Genomic DNA, 18,888 nt, shown 5'->3' with positions numbered 1-18,888 from the left:
TTTTGCGTCATGGGTTATTCTCCTACGTCTATTATATCGTAGTAGAAACCGTGTCCATGTTTTTAGACTAACACCAAGCAACCATGGTGTTTACAACTGGATCAATGTTTTCTATGTGGTTAGTTGATGTCAACATGCGTAAGGGTATTGGTGGACCAGGACTACTCATTTTAATCGGTATATTAGCAAAACTGCCCGAACTTGCTTGGTCATTTGCTCGAGAAAGTTTGATTGAGTATCCAACAGTGGATTCTGTTATAACATTTGGAGTGGCAATTATAGGAATTATTTTACTGATTAGAATTATGTCGTTTTTACTAGGGTCAGAGTATCGTATACCAGTGCAACGCATTATGATTAGAAATGAACTTGCTGTACCGACTTATATTCCTATTAAGGTATTACCATCTAATGCAATGCCCTATATGTTCGGCTTAACATTTTTGATGGTGCCACAACTGCTATTACCTGTACTTCAAAAAGTAACAACAATTTTTAATAAATTAGATATCAGTAATTTAACAAGTCTGAATACTTTTAGTAGTATTTTTACGTATTTACTGATTCTCATCATACTAGGGTATGGCTTTGCTTTTGTTAATGTCAATCCAAGTGAGATTAGCGAGGATTTACAAAAAAGTGGTGATTATGTTGTGGGTATGTTTCCCGGAGATAAAACACGAGAGTATATTACACACAGATTAATGGACATGGCCACAGTTGGCAACGTTATAATGATATTTCTATTAGGAGGGCCATTAATACTTAGTTTACAATGGCCACAGTTAAATTCTTTTTCTTATGTTTTCGGGAGTATATTAATTTTAAATTCAACGATAGTGACTATAACTGACCAGGCAAAGGCATTATTAGAAAAAGAACGTTATCCAAATATATTGCCTGATTTAGATATTAAAAAGGGAGAATTCATGTGATCTATTTTATACCGAGTTGGCAATCACTGTCCAATGGTCCTACTGACTTTGATGACATTGTTCATCAGTTGCGCATGTTTCAAGAAAATGGGGTTGAAATTGAACTCGTTTTGCCGGTTTATTTACCAAATATTAGATATCAATTGAATAAGCAAGGCCTCACAAATATTAAATATTGGTCAGTTTTTGATCAATTACAGGCCATTAAGTCTGTGGAGGGGTTGCCAACAAAGTTGGAAGATCTTGATTTTCCTAAAGACGTAGAATTTATTTATACCCCAATGTGCATTATTGTGATGTTGGCACAAGCTGTGTTTGCTAAAATTTATTATTCTGAGTTTGGTTTTGTGAGTGTTGTAGATTATTTTAAAGATAATGTTTTGATAAAAAGGGAAATTTTTGATGATCGTGGTTTTCTCTCTAGTAGTGTGATATTTGGTTCAGATGGTGTGCAAGTACGTATCGACTACTTTGATGAAAATCACAATCTGACTATGCAACAATATATGATAAATAATCGTATCAGTTGGCATCATGAAGGTGTTATAGAAACTTATCAAAATATATCAGATTTAATAATTGAAAATTTGAAAAATCATTTTGTACAGACAAAAGGATTACACACAATGATTATATCTGCTAGCTTGGGAAATAGTTATTTAACACAATTATCCAACCTGACCTATCGCACAATTGTCTCTTTTTTTGATAACCGTTTTGATCTTAAAAATGAAGCAACACTAAAAGTATATTTAGATGATGCAAATGCAGTTGTGGTTGATACACCTTTGTTAAAACAGCAAATAGAACAGTTTTGTCAACTAAAGGGAATAAAACAGCTAGATAATGGTATAAGAGTGTTACCGCCATTTGATGCTAGATTAAAGTTAGGAGACAGTTCATCTTTCAAATTACAAAAAATTTATTGGTATATTGATTCGATGTTGACGGGACAATCTCATGAATTAGCTGAAATTCTAACTGAAGAACTTTTAAAAAACAAAAGGCGATCATTATTAATTGCGTCTACAGATCCTAATAAAATTAATTCGGTTATGAATCAAATAGTTAAAGCGATTCGTCTGTTTTATCAGGTTGATGAAAATTCTTTTATTTACCAAGCTGCTTTGAAAAAAATAACTGATGAAAGTGAAAACAGACTGGCTAATTCTGAAATGGGGGAACTAGAAGATACTGACGAGTGGGAAAATGCTACGGATGCGATTTTAGCAATGCAACGTGTTGAGGCCAAAACAATTTATTCTGAACACAGTATCACACTGGATTTGAAAAATACACGATTAGTTTTGGATTTGAATCAGAAACTTAATATGTTTTTGCAAATCTCGGCTTTAAGTGCTGGCATACCACAAATAAATTTAAAGCAGTCTGCATATGTGGTTAATAAAAAGAACGGCCTGGTTATCGAAAATATAACGCACATAGAAGAGGCATTACATTATTATTTAGATGTGTTAATGAATTGGAATGAATCTTTGGTTTATAACGTTTCGCAGATAGAAAAATATTCTGGTAAAAAAACGGTTCAAAAATGGATTGAATTAGTAAAAGGTGAGTATGAAAAAAATTAAGATTATAAACATAGGGGCAGTTAATTTATTTTTGAATCATAAGCGTGAGGACATTTCATTTCAATTTATCTCATTAAAAAATGTTGAGGATATATTAAATAATGACAATGGTAACCTGGTTTTTGAAAAAAGAATTGGTAAATCTGATATTTTACCTGATTACGTTTTGTTAAACCATTTAGATTTTGACATTAATCAAAGTAAAAAAATATTAGAAGAATTATTTAATAATCATGCCGTTGATTGTGACATTTTATACGACACAGAATCAGTACAGGATGAAGTAATTGTGCAACAATTACAAAATAGTGGAGCAATTGGTATTAAATTAGGAGATCCAGATGAGTTTGCTAGCTTTTTGTTGCACTTTTTCTTTGGTGGACAAGAGGGCGCAAAATTATCAGTTGGGAATAAAGTGAGTCTGTTGTCTGAAACTACTAAAATGAACATAAATGGCAATACAAATACAGAATTTGAAGATAATTTCGGTCATAATTTTAAGCAAATTTACTCTTGGCGGTACAACTATGTCTTTCAAGAAAATAAAGTTATTGAAGTTTGGCTGGAATATGAAGCTGATCATCAGGTTGAGGTTATGTTGTCACTGACTCGCGTTAGTGGCGATGGTCAAAGTGTTCTCAAAAACGTTGCTATTATGGGCTCAGAATTAAAACAACCATATACTATAGAAAACTTTAATCCAGGAGAATATTTGTTTTGTTCGTTGTTTGTCAAAGGACAAGGCCAAATTAAAGTTGGGCAATTACATATTAGACGCTCTAGAAGTCAATTTGGAACCTTCTTTATTGGTGGTAAACGCATTGTTAGTCAAAATAATAAGCAAGAAATAATGACATATTTTCATCCAGGTGATCGTAAACCGCCATTAAGTGTCTATTTTTCAGGATATCGATCAGCTGAAGGTTTTGAAGGGAATTTCATGATGAAAAATATGGGAACACCCTATTTACTTATTACTGATCCACGTATTGAAGGTGGTGGATTTTATATGGGCGAGCAAGATCTTGAAACAGGAATTATTCAAACTATAAAACATGCGCTTGATCAACTGCAATTTACAAATAAAGACTTAATATTATCTGGTTTATCAATGGGAACCTATGGTGCATTTTATTACGCCTCTGATTTAAATCCACATGCAGTTATTGTTGGTAAACCATTAGTCAACATTGGCAATGTTGCTTACAATGAACATGGCATTAGACCAAACGGATTTCCAACATCACTAGACGTCTTATACAATCTCACTGGTGGTAATTCTAAGGATAGTAAGGAACGACTTAATAAACGCTTTTGGGATAAATTTAGTAATGGTGATTTTACGAATACTAAATTTAACATTGCTTTTATGAAAAACGATGATTATGACCCAACCGCTTTTTATGATCTTAAAGACATGTTTGAAAACACAGATGTTACTATTTTGTCAAAAGGATTCGTTGGTCGACATAATGATAATAGTTATGGTATTAATAAATGGTTTTTAAGGCAGTATCAAAATATTTTAGAGTATGATTTCGAAAGAAGTGGTAATAATTTATGACTAATCAAGTAAGTCTTAAAAATGATTTTATTTTACGCATACCATGGGATTTTAGTAATGGTAGGACATATAATTATGGCGCAAAAATCAGCTTAAGTGTTGACGGAGTATTATACAGTAATCCAATGATGGCTCAGGCAGTTAAGATACACACATGGTATTCAGAAACAACATATCCTAATGACCGCTTTTCACCAACACTACCACTCTTAAAAGCAAATCATAATTACGCTTTGATTACTTATTATGTGTCAAATCCAGAAAAATCTATTTTTATACAGGTTGATTTTTTTGATCTTTATGGGCAATTGATTGACATAGTGGTTGATGTTGCAGGTGAAATTACTTTTCAGTTTCCAAAGGATGCATCAAGTTATCAGGTGAGTTTAATAAATGCGTCAAATGAATGGCTGGATTTTAGTCACTTGTTAATTTTTGAAACAACAAATGAATTAACAGAATACTATTTTGACTTGGACAGTAGAGTATTTTTATCCAGAAAAAATGATGGCAAAAATAACGTTGCGTTTCATCATTATGAAGATCAACGCTTGATGTTATCTACCAATACGGGAAACAAAGTAATTAGTGATCCATCTTTAAACTTAAGTTATCTTAATGAAATGTTAGTCAATAATGACAAAAAAGGACGATTAAAAAAATTACTAGATCAAATCGAACCAAATGATAGTGATATTACCTTTGTTGGTTATTATTTATTTGATAGTTTGTTGGCACTTTTAATTGGGGAATTAAAAGTATCCTCTAAGGTTAAAATTTGTGATGAATTTGATGACCTAATAAATAAAGAAAAAAAGCTAAGTAGTAGCGCGATAGCAAAAATTTTAGTGATAAAAGCCAATTTGCGCCGTGAATCTAGAATAGTTTAGACATCGTTATTAAAAATTAAATTATTTGGGAGATTAAAAGTGTTATCAAAATTAGTACAAAAAAAGGCACTGAGAGAATATTATAAAATTTTAGAAAAGGTAGAAAATAAGGCAAAAACTTACGAAAAAATGAGTGATAATCAGTTGAAAGATCAAACACTCAAGTTAAAAAAACGTCTAGTAAATGGCGAAAGCTTGAATGATATATTACCAGATGCCTATGCAACAATACGTGAGGCTGATAAACGTGTCTTTGGTTTATATCCCTTTTCAGAACAGGTTGTAGGTGGCATTATATTGCACTATGGTAATGTTGCTGAAATGAAGACAGGAGAGGGGAAAACACTCACTGCGACAATGCCACTTTATTTAAATGCATTAGCCGGTAAAGGTGTGATGTTAATAACTGTTAATGACTATTTGGCAACACGAGATGCTAAAGAAATTGGACCTGTATTTGAATGGTTAGGATTGACAGTAGCGATTGGTGTGCCAGATGAAGGGGAGACAGATGATGATTTAGATAAAAAGAAAATATATGAGTCAGACATCATTTATACGACGAATTCGGCCTTGGGTTTTGATTTTCTATTTGAAAATTTAGTTGATAATGAAAATGATAAAAATATTCGCGAATTTAGTTATGCTGTGATTGATGAAATTGATGCTGTCTTACTTGATATGGCACAGACACCTTTAATTATTTCTGGGGCACCACGTGTGCAATCTAATTTGTATCAAGTTGCTAATTATTTTATAAAAATACTTAAAATTAACGCTGATTATGAATTAGATGAGGATCAAAAAAATGTTTGGTTGACCCAAACGGGAATTACACGAGGTGAAAAGTTTTTTGGTATTGATAACTTAATGTCAGAAGAACATGCTGAAGTATACAGATATGCGATGTTAGCCTTGAAATCGCATTTTTTATATTATAAAGATCGAGATTATGTTGTTGAAAATGGTGAAATTGTTTTACTGGATGCCATCAATGGGCGTAAGCTAACAGGGACTAAATTACAAGCAGGAATTCATCAATCTATCGAGGCTAAAGAGGACGTTGAAATAACACTTGAAAGTCGAGCAATGGCTTCGATAACCTATCAAAATCTTTTTAGAATGTTTAGTAAATTATCTGGTATGACAGGAACTGGAAAAACAGATGAAGAAGAGTTACGTGAAACATATAATCTTGATGTTGTTGTTGTACCAACGCATCGAAAGATTCAACGCATAGATACACATGATCAGATTTATTTTGATTTGGAGAGTAAAATTACTGATTCAGTAGCAAAACTAAAATTTTACCATAGTAAAGGGCGACCTGTATTACTCAGTAGTGGATCAGTAACAATGTCTGAGTTATATTCAAGAATTTTACTACGTGAGGGTATCGCGCACAATGTTTTGAACGCAAGAAATGTGGCGTTGGAAGCTCAAATTATTAAAGAAGCGGGTAGTAAGGGGGCTGTTACTGTCGCTACTGCAATGGCTGGTCGTGGGACAGACATTAAAATCAGTCAGGAGGTGGATGCGCTTGGCGGATTAGTTATTATTGGCACCGAACGTATGGAGAGCAAGCGTATTGATAACCAATTACGAGGTCGTGCTGGTCGCCAAGGAAATGAAGGCCGAAGTGAATTTTTTGTATCTTTAGACGATCGAATTCTTTTGCAGTATGGACCGCAATGGTTAAAAAAATTTATAAGTCATAATCAAGATCGACATTTATCAAAACTTCATCAAATAAAATTTAAAAAACTAATTGATAATGCACAAAAAAGTGCTGAGAGTCAAAACCGATCATCGAGAATGCAAACGCTTGAGTTTGATGAAATTTCGCGTGTTCAACGTGAAAAAGTTTATGCAGTACGAGATTACTTATTGGGTAAAAATAACAATTATAAAGACCTCTTTATAAAAATGGCAGCATCTTGGTTTGATAAGTTTGTTGAAACAAACAATCCTAGTTCACGTGAACTTAATGATTTTATTTTAAATAACTTGGACTACGAGTTTGATAAACAGTTATCCCATATGGATAAACTTGATTTTAGTAACAAAAATAATATTAAAAAATTTTTGCTAGATTTTTTTGAACAAAGTATGCTGAAAAAAGGAAAAAAAATTGGGAGCGAATTTCAGTTTGGCTACTTTCAGAGATTGATTTTGTTAAAAGCTATTGATACACAGTGGGTTGAAGAAGTAGATAATTTACAGCAACTTAAAACAATTGTAACGAATCGTAATTTAGCGCAACATAATCCAGTATACGAATATCAAATTGAAGCAAAAAAATCATTCAACTTGATGATTGAAAAAATATATCAGCAAGCTGTATCAGGCGTTGTTTTGAGTGAGCTAGATAAACAACCTGATGGCAGCCTTGAAGTAGAATTTGCATAAAAGATTGCATATTTGAGGAGGAAAAGTAATGACAATTTATAACTTTAATTTGGCTATAGGCTGGGCTAGTAGTGGTGTGGAATACGCACAAGCTTATCGAGAAAATGTTTTCAAAAAAATGATGGTTGACAATAAGTTTGTTTTTACTGAGTTAATTTTAAACGGTAATATTTTCGATATGGCTGATCAAATTGGTATGTCAATTAATAATATTATGCCAATTCATTATTATTTTACAGATCTTAAGCCTTCTAAAACGGTTTATACGATTAAACAACTTGAAGAAGAAAATGATTTTGACTTGACGACAAAAAAATTACTGCCAGATCGGGTGACATATGAAGATGGTAACACACTCATTCGTGCTAATTTTGATCATATTCATGGAAATGTTGATTTTGTTGACTATGTTATAAATGGATACCTGGTTCGTAAAGATCATTACACTTATACTAAGACTTTTTCAGAATATTATGTTCCAGTAAATAATAGGGCTGAGGTTTATAGACGTGCATTTTATAATGAAAATGGTCAAATAGCTTATGAACAATTACTTGAAGATGAGCGTGTCACTTATCGAATAGGTGAACTAATTTTATATTCAGAATTTGAATTTGTGGATTATTTTGTGAAACAATTGCCTTTGACGCATAAAGATATTTTGATTATAGATCGCGAGAAACATATTGCACCTGCTATTTTTAATAATAAAAAAGCTGCTAAAGTCGGTGTGGTTATACATGCGGAACACTTTAGTAGTAACCAAACTGATAAACAGCATATCGTGTGGAATAATTTTTATGAATATCAGTTTACTAATGCTAATGTGGTAGACTTTTTTGTTACTGCGACTCAGAAACAAAAAGAAGTATTATCGCAGCAATTTAATTACTATAAAGGCATTAATCCTAAAATCTATACGATTCCAGTAGGCAGTTTGGATAAGTTACGAGGTAAACGTCACAAACGCACTGAAAATCATTTAATGACAGCATCTAGACTGGCTGATGAGAAACACGTTGATTGGATTATACAAGCGGTTATAAAAGTACGCCAACAAATACCATCAATTAAACTTGATATTTTTGGTACTGGTGGTGTAATGTCCAAGTTACAAGAAATAATTACAGCTAACAAAGCTGATGATTTTATTAAACTGAAGGGACATAAGGATTTGCAAGAAATATACAAAAGTTATTATGGTTACGTTTCAGCATCTCAAAGTGAAGGGTTTGGTTTGACACTGATGGAAGCTGTTGGATCTGGACTATCAATTGTTGGTTTCGATGTCCCTTACGGAAATCAAACGTTTATTGACGATGAATCGAACGGATTTTTAGTTCCATTTAGTACAGATTCTGAGAAGAGTATTGTGTCTTTAACTAAAGGCATTAAAAATTTAATAAATTCTGACCAACAAGATAGTTTTAAAAGTAAGTCATATCAGAAAGCTGAATATTTTTTAGCAAAAAATATTCAAAAGTTGTGGGACGAATTAGTGAAAGAGGTTACGCATGATTAATTTATTTGAGCATATGGATGAAAGTGCTATCGATTTAATGTGGTCGCTTTCGGATGCTGGCATACAACATCAATCTGTTATTATTTTTGACAATGGTTGGTTAGCTGATAATATGATATCTCCGTTTAGTTTTTATTCATCAGCATATGATGATAAGACTGGTCATGCTTTGTTTTTTAATGAGGTACCTGTACAAGCGTTTTGGGGTATTCGTGGTAACAATGAACTTGCTGAAGTTTATGATAACGATTCTGTACGATCAAAGATTTTTTACCATGAACACCGGGAAGTAGAACGTGTGGAGTGGTGGAATAAACTAGATAAAATAGAATTTATTGACCATTACAATCGATACGGTAAATTGTATGCGAGAACGTATTACCACCGTGGACAACCAGCACAAAAGTCATATTTTTCACCAGATAATCATGAAATAATTAATCATAATTTCGTGACGAACCAAATTATGCTATCTTTGAAGGGAAAAAATTATTTTTTCACTAATGTAACAGAATTTGTTGTATTCTTTATCAAACAAAATTTTACTGTTAATGAGTATAGTCGTGTGCTATATAATTCATTATCAATACCATTATTCGTAGTTGGGGCATTAAAAAGTGATGTGAAAGCGGCATTGATTTGGGATGAATCATTGGCACAGGGTGTTCCTGGAAATATGGCTGAAATATTGAGTAATCATGAGTCAAATACTAAACGTATTTTCTTTCAGCGACAGGCTGATATGCGTAAGATACAGCATGAATATCATTTTTCAAGAGCAGATATTGTATCGTATTTGGGTAAAACGTACAATTTTACAACAGAAATGAAATCACAAAAAAATAAAAAAACAGCTTTAATTGTAACCAGTTCAGATGATATTTGGCAATTAGAAAAATTAGTTCAAGCTATGCCGCAGTTGAATTTTAAAATCATGGCATTAACAGAAATGTCAGAAAAATTATCAGCTAGTTCAAAATATAGTAATGTTTCGCTATTTCCTGTAGCAGAACCGCAAAATATTTTAGACGCGGTAAAACGAGCTGATTATTTGTTAGATATTAATAGCGGACCAGAAGTGTTGGATATTGTAAAAGAAGCCTTTTTGGCGCATACGTTAATTTTATCGGTTGACAGTGTTTTGCACCGTGCAAATTATATGAGTCCAAAGCACGTATTTGCCAATGATCAATATGATTTAATGGTTGAAAAAATTCAAACGACACAAAATAAGCCACTGAAGTATGATGAGGCCATAAAAGTACAAGAAGGTATATATGGCCCTATGGGCAGTAAAGCATATTATGTTAAGGCTCTTGATAAATTTTAACAACACGATGTGTGACTAAAGAAGGATGTGGAAATTAATGACAAGATGGATGACAGATATTTTTCAACGCATAGATCCTGATGCCACATTTAAAGCTAGGAAGGATATTTCCTTGTTTGCTGAACAAGTAGGCTTAAGAAGGTTATCTATTTTTAGATATGATTCCGCTTTTGAAAGTTCAGAAGCAATTCACTCACGTATTGACGGTATTACAGCTGGTGTTGAACCGGGTGATACTGTATATTACCAATTTCCAACTTACAATGGTAAGCGGTTTGAAAATTTTTTTGTCGAACATATGCAATCTAGGGGAGTAGACATAATCGCAATAGTGCATGATATTGAATTTTTGCGTTTCCCTTCAACTACAACTTTTGATGAAATTAAATATTTGAATCAATTTAATGTGGTGATTGTACATAATCAACACATGGCAGATATTTTGAAGGCAAATGGCTTACGTGTTGCAACAATTAATTTAACGCTGTTTGATTATCATGTTAATGAAAAAATAATAGCGCGAGATCACATCAATAAAGAAATTGTCGTGGCTGGATCACTCAATAAATCAGTGTATTTAAAAAATTGGTCGCATAATATAAAAATTCTAGCATATGGATTAAAACCTGAATTTGTAGTAAGTGATCAAGTATCTTACCAAGGGGTGCTATCACCTGATGAAATAGTGACCAGCTTACCCAGTGGTTTTGGTTTGGCCTGGGACACAAATAGTAATAGTTATGAAAACAGCGAGGAATATGCAAAGTACAATAACCCTCATAAAGTTAGTCTCTATTTAGCTAGTGGTTTGCCAGTTATTGTTAAAAAAGGCACTGCGATTGCTTCGGTTGTTAGCAAATATAAATTAGGATTAGTTGTTGAGTCATTAAATGAGGTAGCAGATATGATAGAAAAGTTGGGGGATGGTGAACTGGCAGAAATGATCATGCAAGTTGATCACTTTAGGCAACTAGTAACTGCTGGTTATTTTACCAAGCGTGCAATCATAAATGCGGAATTTGAAATAATAATGGGGTACCGAGATGAGGAAGCACTATGACAATTAAAAATCTTGATGTTGATAAAAAAAAGCCTGTCAGTATTTTAAATGATGACATTGAATTGAGAATTAACTCTGAAAAGGAACATATCCTTCGACCTAATACTAAGAAAGGTTTTGGGAAAATGCAAATGGTTTTTACCATACTCATGGGAGCTGTTGTTCTGTTTGGCATTATTTATTCTTTGATATCACAATTACATTGAAGAAAGTAGGGTAGCATTTTGAAAAAACGACAATTATATCTAGGAATAACAAGTATTTATCCAAATATTGAGTTGTTAGATTTAAATGTGAACACAAGTTTAGTTAGTGTGACGCTGGATCACGATAAAATTGAGCAGATTAGACAATCTCGTGGTATCTCTGCTAACGGTATTGCTAACAAAATTGGACTAAGTCGATCGCGTTATTATCGTTGGTTAAATTATGAAGTCGATTTACCATTAGATTTATTAATGGGTGTCCAGAAATTACTAGGGTTAACCAATATAGAAATGTGGGCCTTGTTTAGTCAACCTAATGATGAATTGATTCAAATAACAGCTATGTTAGCTTATTATTCATTAATTGGTTCATCTGATAAGTGTCACATAATAGGTGAATCTTTATTGAAACATAATAAAACAACATTGAAAAATGATCCATATTTGTTATTGGTTGATTTTGCCTCTCTTTGTCTCATATATGTGGATAACGATGATTTTCAGACGTTTGAAGTTGCCTTGTCGAAAGTGATGGATACTTTAATTTTGAGGGATATGTGGACAACAATTGATATTATCATGTTAGTATCCATGGTTTACATGAATCCTCAAAAAATGATGCCTTTTTTTGGAGAATTAAGTGAGACGATTTGTGATAAATCCACGGTATTGACGGCTAATCAAAAGGTGGGATTTTTATATGATTTGCTTTGTATTGCTGTTAATATTAAGCATAATCTATTTACATTGGACATTTTAAAAAAAATACATGAACTGGAACCATGGATAAATGATTGGGAAATAAAATTGATATGTCAATTGAATGACAGCATGCTAAATCATTGGCAAGACAAAAATTTACCTAATAGTGAAATCGACGATATTTTAACTAAAGCAAATGATTTTGATAACTCAAAATATAAGCAAAAAATATGTGATTTGATTGATGATTATGGTTATCTTTAATGTAATTAAATTCGAAAAAATTGTCCCAATTGCGGGACGATTTTTTTTTTGGCAATAATGTTAGGTATAGTTAAGCATAGATAGATAAAATATCTATACAACTAAACATTAATTGAGAGGAATATTTATGAAACTACGTAAGTTATTAAGACGACCAGAAGCAACAACAAGATTTAAAATGTATAAATCAGGTAAGCAATGGTTAGTATCTGGGTTAACCTTAGTTGGTGGGCTGTTAGGCTCACAAATTGTAGGTGATGCATCAGCATCAGCAGACACAACAACTGATACTAATGGCACGACAAAAGAGAATACAACTGATACGTTAGTTACTAAAACAACGGCTACAATTCCAGCAGACAGTACCACAACTGCCGGAACATCAAGTACCGCAAGTACAACGACAGCAGCGACAGAAAGCACTTCTACTACAACAGTTACAAGTAGTCAGAAAGTTGCAACAACAGACAGTAATAGTCAATCGTTGTCAACAAGTCATTCTGAATCTCTTAGTACTTCTGATTCTACTAGTAAAAGTACGTCACTGTCAGAAAGTAATTCTACATCACTACAAGATTCAACATCAACGCGCACATCTAATGCCGCTAAGAACAACGAATCTAGCACAGCGGTTGCTAATGACAACAAGGGTACTTCAGCCGTAAACACTCAGGTGAATAGCACAGTTGCAACTCGTGCTTTGAATAGTACAGCTGGTGTTCAACCAGTGGTCGGTAGCACAACTGCAACAGCCGCAACTCTGGCATCATCATTAACTCCAGTTGATAGTAATCAAACAACAACTTCTGAAGCAAGTACACAGCTAGATAATTTAAAAGATCAACTACCAACAGACAGTCAGGCAACAATTGACAAAGCGTCTAATGAATTGAATGTTGCCCTTTCAGATACGGCTTTATTGACGCCAAAAGCTTCAACAGCAATTAAGACTTTTGCTGATAACAATGGTTTGGTTGCTAACATTACGACGTTAGGTAAAGTTCAGACTAGGGACGCTGTCGAAAAACCAACCTTAGATGTGCAAACTAATCCTGATAGTAATCGTCCTGCGTTTAGTCAATCAGTTTCGACAAATGACACTACTAGTACATCACCAACTTCAGTCACAGTTTTGACACCAGATCAAATTGTTAATGATGCAACTTATCGTCAGCAAGCCGTAACCAATGGCACTTTGAGAACTGTAACGAACTTTGCACAACTTCAAACGGCTTGGGTAGACAACAGTGCAACTTATATTGACATTACAGCTGACTTTACTGCACCAACAACTGGTTCATTAGGTAATCGAGCAAATGGTGCCAGTGTCATTATCAATGGTAACAACCATACAATTGATTTAAGAAATAATACTTTTGAGTACGCAACAACAACTAATCCAACTAATATTACGATTACCAATGCAACTTTCCAACAAGGATTTGGAGGTAATGATGGTAACGGTAATACACTGATTGATGGCGGTGGGTCTGCAGTTCAATTGACAGCGAATGTTAACAATGTGACTTTAACTGCAAGTGCGGCTACGGGAAACAATCCAATTCACGTGATGTATGGTGTTGGATCAAAAATTATTTTCTCTGGTACAAACGTATTCAATCTATCTAATGAAGTTACTCGAAGTGTCGGTAGCGTTAATTTTGCTAACAATGCAAGTGTCACGTTGAACCGTACATCTAACGATATAAACTTCTCTGAGTTCTATTTTGAAACACAGGCGCCTACTGGTAGTGTCGGTTTTGGTAACGCATTGACGATGGGTGATGGTTCTTCAAATACAGCCAAGACTTATAATGGTATATCAGCAAACTTTCCAGCGGTTTATTTTAATATTGATAAAATTTCTGCTGGAGACAATGTTACTTGGACGCAAACTGGCTTCCAATATTTCATTAACGGACAACAATCCTCGACAAATGACGCTACATTTACATTTGGCCAGAACTTCACATTAAATGCACCTGCAACTACGCAACCAGGTGTGATCAGGCTTCAGGGTACGCAACAAGCGATTTTCAATGCTGGTACGGTATTTAATATTCACCAACAAACAAATGGTGGTATTTTCCAAGTTAACTCCGCTAACTCGTCCATTAAGTTCATTTCACCAAAGCAATTATATTTGAACACAGAAAATGCAACTGGCGCTTCTATTAACAATACTGTTGGTATCTTTACAGGCGCCGGCACGATTACAATGAATAATTCAAGTATTAGAACTTGGAATAATCCTAATACAAGTATTACGAAACCAGCTGGTGATAATAATGCTGTGTTTGTTAACTTAAATTATAAAAATGGTGTCACAACATTAACTGATGTATCAGGAAATTCAGCCCCATCGACTATTATTGGTACTACGACGCGTGAATTAACCACTGCAGCAATTGCGAATGGGGTCATTAATATTCAATATGTTGATGCAGCAGGGCATGTCGTTAAAACTGTACCATTTGATGTATCAAATAAGTCAAAGTATAATATTGGTCAAACCATTAGCTTGGCTACAACTGACTGGGCAACAACTAACATGCCAGCTAACTACAAATGGGCGTTAGCTGATCAAGTCTATACCGGTGCAGCTGCTGATGCACAATCTGGTGGTGATTCTACTAGTGTCAATGATAATGGTGATAGCTATGGTCAAGCAACCTATGCTATTGTACCCATGCAAGGCAACACGTATACCTATAAGATCTATGTTTATGGTGTCAATGAAACAGCTACTTATCGATATGTAGATCAATTTGGTAACGTTGTAAGTTCTAGTGGTGTGAATGCCGGAAAAGAATTCAGTCATAACTTGCCTACAGCTAACTATGGCAACACAATTGACTGGACAAATCAGTACTATACAACATCTGGAAGTACAGGTAATTTGCCATCAGGTTATACTTTAGACACTAATAAAACACAACCACAAACAACTCTTGTTCAGGACAACAATAGCGTGGTAACATTTTTTGTTAAGGCTTCATATCAAGAAGTAAATCTTCATATTGTTACTGATGATGGTCAACATGCTATTGATGTTATTACTATGGCAAAATCTGGTATGGTTTATACTTATCAACAATTACTTGACCAAGTTGGAGCTAGCCAGCTGGGGGTTGATGGGTATCATTTATCATCTTCAGAAGTTAGTAAAGAATTCACTTATGATACAACAGATAATGGTAGTGCAAACACAGATAGTGCGCCACAATATCTTACAATCACGATGACAGCTGATTTCCAACAAGCAGCAATTGTTGGAAACAATCAACCGACGGTTGATCCAGCAACAGGCGTAGCTTATACGCAATTGCCAACAACAGCAGCTGGTGCATCTGGAACAGATTACAATGATGATGGCGTATCAAATGGCACAATTGCATTTGGTGCTACAGATGATAGCCTCATGCGTAATGGATTTATATATACAGTTACTGGTCCTAATGGACAATTGTATAGCACATTAGCATTGGCATTAAATGCGTTCAAAAAGTTTGATACAACCAGTAATGGGGACGCTTCAATAGATAGTGAACCGCAACTTTATACAGTTAATTATGCACCAGATCCTGCCTCAGAATCGACAAGTGCTTCAACAAGTACAAGTGATTCAGATAGTGCTTCAACAAGTGCCAGTGCCTCAACAAGTACGAGTGCTTCAACGAGTGCCAGTGATTCAGGTAGTGCAAGCACATCAGGATCATACAGCACATCAACGAGTGCCAGTGATTCAAACAGTGCCTCAACAAGTACGAGTGCTTCAACAAGTACAAGTGCCTCAACAAGCACAAGTGATTCAGACAGTGCTTCGATAAGTACGAGTGCCTCAACAAGCACAAGCAATTCAGACAGTGCTTCGACAAGTACGAGTGCTTCAACAAGCACAAGCAATTCAGACAGTGTTTCGACAAGTACGAGTGTTTCAACAAGCACAAGCAATTCAGACAGCACTTCGGCAAGTACGAGTGATTCAGGTAGTGCAAATTCAGACAGTACCTCAACGAGCACAAGTGATTCAGACAGTGCTTCGACAAGTACGAGTGTCTCAACAAGCACAAGTGATTCAGACAGTGCTTCGACAAGTACGAGTGCCTCAACAAGCACAAGCAATTCAAACAGTGCTTCGACAAGTACGAGTGCTTCAACAAGCACAAGCAATTCAGACAGTGTTTCGACAAGTACGAGTGTTTCAACAAGCACAAGCAATTCAGACAGCACTTCGGCAAGTACGAGTGCCTCAACGAGCACAAGTGATTCAGACAGTGCCTCAACAAGCACAAGTGATTCAGACAGTGCTTCGACAAGTACGAGTACCTCAACGAGCACAAGTGATTCAGACAGTGCTTCGACAAGTACGAGTGCCTCAACAAGCACAAGCAATTCAGACAGTGCTTCAACAAGCACAAGCAATTCAGACAGTGCTTCGACAAGTACGAGTGTCTCAACAAGCACAAGTGATTCAGACAGTGCTTCGACAAGTACGAGTGTCTCAACAAGCACAAGTGATTCAGACAGTGCCTCGACAAGTACGAGTGCCTCAACGAGCACAAGTGATTCAGACAGTGCCTCAACAAGTACAAGTGTGAGTGATAGTGCAAGTACATCAACAAGTACAAGCAATTCAGATAGTGCAAGCACATCAGGATCATACAGCACATCAACAAGTGCCAGTGATTCAGATAGTGCAAGCACATCAGGATCATATAGCACATCAACAAGTGCCAGTGATTCAGGTAGTGCAAGCACATCAGGATCATACAGCACATCAACAAGTGCTAGTGATTCAGGTAGTGCTTCAACAAGTACGAGCAATTCAGATAGTGCAAGTACATCAACAAGCACAAGCAATTCAGATAGTGCAAGCACATCAGGATCGTACAGCACATCAACGAGTGCCAGTGATTCAGGTAGTGCCTCAACAAGTACAAGTGTGAGTGATAGTGCAAGCACATCAACAAGCACAAGCAATTCAGATAGTGCAAGCACATCAGGATCATACAGCACATCAACGAGTGCCAGTGATTCAGATAGTGCAAGCACATCAGGATCGTACAGTACATCAACAAGTGCCAGTGATTCAGATAGTGCCTCAACAAGTACAAGTGTGAGTGATAGTGCAAGTACATCAACAAGCACAAGTAATTCAGATAGTGCAAGCACATCAGGATCATACAGCACATCAACGAGTGCTAGTGATTCAGGTAGTGCCTCAACAAGTACAAGTGTAAGTGATAGTGCAAGCACATCAACAAGCACAAGCAATTCAGATAGTGCAAGCACATCAGGATCATATAGCACATCAACGAGTGCCAGTGATTCGGCAAACAGCGCCTCAACAAGTACAAGCAATTCAGATAGTGCAAGCACATCAGGATCATACAGCACATCAACAAGCGCTAGTGATTCAGGTAGTGCCTCAACAAGTACAAGTGTAAGTGATAGTGCAAGTGCCTCAACAAGTACAAGCAACTCAGATAGTGCCTCAACAAGTACAAGTGTGAGTGATAGTGCAAGTACATCAACAAGCACAAGCAATTCAGGTAGTGCAAGCACATCAGGATCATACAGCACATCAACGAGTGCCAGTGATTCAGGTAGTGCAAGCACATCAGGATCATACAGCACATCAACAAGTGCTAGTGATTCAGGTAGTGCTTCAACAAGTACAAGTGTGAGTGATAGTGCAAGTACATCAACAAGCACAAGCAACTCAGATAGTGCAAGCACATCAGGATCATACAGCACATCAACGAGTGCTAGTGATTCAGGTAGTGCTTCAACAAGTACAAGTGTAAGTGATAGTGCAAGTACCTCAACAAGCACAAGTAACTCAGATAGTGCAAGCACATCCGGATCATACAGCACATCAACGAGTGCCAGTGATTCAGGTAGTGCCTCAACAAGTACAAGTGTAAGTGATAGTGCAAGTGCCTCAACAAGCACAAGCAATTCAGATAGTGCAAGCATATCAGGATCATATAGCACATCAACGAGTGTCAGTGATTCAGGTAGTGCAAGCACATCAGGATCATACAGCACATCAACAAGTGCCAGTGATTCAGGTAGTGCCTCAACAAGTACAAGTGTAAGTGATAGTGCAAGTGCCTCAACAAGCACAAGTAACTCAGATAGTGCAAGCACATCCGGATCATACAGCACATCAACGAGTGCCAGTGATTCAGGTAGTGCCTCAACAAGTACAAGTGTAAGTGATAGTGCAAGTACATCAACAAGCACAAGTAATTCAGATAGTGCAAGCACATCCGGATCATACAGCACATCAACAAGTGCCAGTGATTCAGATAGTGCAAGCACATCAGGATCATACAGCACATCAACGAGTGCTAGTGATTCAGGTAGTGCTTCAACAAGTACAAGTGTAAGTGATAGTGCAAGTAC

13 protein-coding genes and 1 pseudogene are annotated in these 18,888 nt (G+C 35.6%); 11 read left to right on the top strand and 3 right to left on the bottom strand.

What is annotated here, in order from left to right:
* Nucleotides 1-83 precede the first annotated feature (83 nt).
* From K5Q14_RS09045 to K5Q14_RS09930, 11 genes and pseudogenes are all read left to right on the top strand, one after another.
* On the top strand, nt 84-935 hold the full coding sequence (locus tag K5Q14_RS09045) for a hypothetical protein (protein ID WP_281419686.1): 852 nt from the start codon (nt 84-86) through the stop codon (nt 933-935).
* Nucleotides 932-2,527 (top strand): accessory Sec system protein Asp1, encoded by a 1,596-nt coding sequence (asp1, locus tag K5Q14_RS09040; protein WP_220735428.1) that lies wholly within the window; start codon nt 932-934, stop codon nt 2,525-2,527. The genes K5Q14_RS09045 and asp1 overlap by 4 nt, the downstream gene beginning before the upstream one ends.
* Nucleotides 2,514-4,091: an accessory Sec system protein Asp2 gene (gene asp2 / locus K5Q14_RS09035; RefSeq protein ID WP_220735427.1), complete on the top strand. Its 1,578-nt coding sequence runs from the start codon at nt 2,514-2,516 to the stop codon at nt 4,089-4,091. The genes asp1 and asp2 overlap by 14 nt, the downstream gene beginning before the upstream one ends.
* Nucleotides 4,088-4,981: an accessory Sec system protein Asp3 gene (asp3, locus tag K5Q14_RS09030; RefSeq protein WP_220735426.1), complete on the top strand. Its 894-nt coding sequence runs from the start codon at nt 4,088-4,090 to the stop codon at nt 4,979-4,981. Before asp2 ends, asp3 begins: the two co-directional genes overlap by 4 nt.
* A gap of 39 nt (nt 4,982-5,020) precedes the next feature.
* Entirely contained in the window at nt 5,021-7,390 is a 2,370-nt protein-coding gene (secA2, locus tag K5Q14_RS09025) for an accessory Sec system translocase SecA2 (protein WP_220735425.1), read from the top strand.
* Nucleotides 7,391-7,418: 28 nt separating this feature from the next.
* Nucleotides 7,419-8,912 carry an accessory Sec system glycosyltransferase GtfA gene (gtfA, locus tag K5Q14_RS09020; RefSeq protein ID WP_220735424.1) on the top strand — a complete coding sequence of 498 codons (1,494 nt, stop codon included), beginning with the start codon at nt 7,419-7,421 and terminating at the stop codon, nt 8,910-8,912.
* Nucleotides 8,905-10,242 carry an accessory Sec system glycosylation chaperone GtfB gene (gene gtfB, locus K5Q14_RS09015; protein ID WP_220735423.1) on the top strand — a complete coding sequence of 446 codons (1,338 nt, stop codon included), beginning with the start codon at nt 8,905-8,907 and terminating at the stop codon, nt 10,240-10,242. The genes gtfA and gtfB overlap by 8 nt, the downstream gene beginning before the upstream one ends.
* Nucleotides 10,243-10,279: 37 nt before the next feature.
* Nucleotides 10,280-11,302 (top strand): glycosyltransferase, encoded by a 1,023-nt coding sequence (locus tag K5Q14_RS09010; RefSeq protein ID WP_220735422.1) that lies wholly within the window; start codon nt 10,280-10,282, stop codon nt 11,300-11,302.
* Nucleotides 11,299-11,508 carry a hypothetical protein gene (locus K5Q14_RS09005; protein WP_220735421.1) on the top strand — a complete coding sequence of 70 codons (210 nt, stop codon included), beginning with the start codon at nt 11,299-11,301 and terminating at the stop codon, nt 11,506-11,508. Before K5Q14_RS09010 ends, K5Q14_RS09005 begins: the two co-directional genes overlap by 4 nt.
* 18 nt (nt 11,509-11,526) lie before the next feature.
* Nucleotides 11,527-12,474: a helix-turn-helix domain-containing protein gene (locus tag K5Q14_RS09000; RefSeq protein WP_220735420.1), complete on the top strand. Its 948-nt coding sequence runs from the start codon at nt 11,527-11,529 to the stop codon at nt 12,472-12,474.
* A 127-nt stretch (nt 12,475-12,601) separates the two neighbouring features.
* A pseudogene (locus tag K5Q14_RS09930) lies at nt 12,602-12,697 on the top strand (KxYKxGKxW signal peptide domain-containing protein); the annotation flags it as partial.
* A gap of 272 nt (nt 12,698-12,969) precedes the next feature.
* On the opposite strand, the gene K5Q14_RS09835 reads toward K5Q14_RS09930, so the two are convergent.
* The 3 genes from K5Q14_RS09835 to K5Q14_RS09825 form a co-directional block, all read right to left on the bottom strand.
* The gene (locus K5Q14_RS09835) at nt 12,970-13,119 is read right to left on the bottom strand and encodes a hypothetical protein (protein WP_246587641.1); all 150 of its coding nucleotides are present in this window, start codon (nt 13,117-13,119) and stop codon (nt 12,970-12,972) included.
* A gap of 609 nt (nt 13,120-13,728) precedes the next feature.
* Nucleotides 13,729-13,896 carry a hypothetical protein gene (locus K5Q14_RS09830; RefSeq protein WP_246587640.1) on the bottom strand — a complete coding sequence of 56 codons (168 nt, stop codon included), beginning with the start codon at nt 13,894-13,896 and terminating at the stop codon, nt 13,729-13,731.
* A 2,148-nt stretch (nt 13,897-16,044) separates the two neighbouring features.
* The coding region (locus K5Q14_RS09825; RefSeq protein ID WP_246587639.1) for a hypothetical protein at nt 16,045-18,888 on the bottom strand (2,844 nt) is incomplete at its 5' end.

It is taken from the genome of Leuconostoc inhae (assembly GCF_019656015.1).
GTDB classification, from domain to species: Bacteria; Bacillota; Bacilli; order Lactobacillales; family Lactobacillaceae; genus Leuconostoc; species Leuconostoc inhae_A.
This window is presented reverse-complemented; position numbering and strand designations above follow the sequence as displayed.

Coding starts and splice junctions, on each gene's coding strand:
- gtfB (WP_220735423.1), top strand. CDS start 8,905: ATGATTAATTTATTTGAGCATATGGATGAAAGTGCTATCGATTTAATG.
- K5Q14_RS09010 (WP_220735422.1), top strand. CDS start 10,280: ATGACAAGATGGATGACAGATATTTTTCAACGCATAGATCCTGATGCC.
- K5Q14_RS09045 (WP_281419686.1), top strand. CDS start 84: ATGGTGTTTACAACTGGATCAATGTTTTCTATGTGGTTAGTTGATGTC.
- gtfA (WP_220735424.1), top strand. CDS start 7,419: ATGACAATTTATAACTTTAATTTGGCTATAGGCTGGGCTAGTAGTGGT.
- asp3 (WP_220735426.1), top strand. CDS start 4,088: ATGACTAATCAAGTAAGTCTTAAAAATGATTTTATTTTACGCATACCA.
- K5Q14_RS09005 (WP_220735421.1), top strand. CDS start 11,299: ATGACAATTAAAAATCTTGATGTTGATAAAAAAAAGCCTGTCAGTATT.
- asp2 (WP_220735427.1), top strand. CDS start 2,514: ATGAAAAAAATTAAGATTATAAACATAGGGGCAGTTAATTTATTTTTG.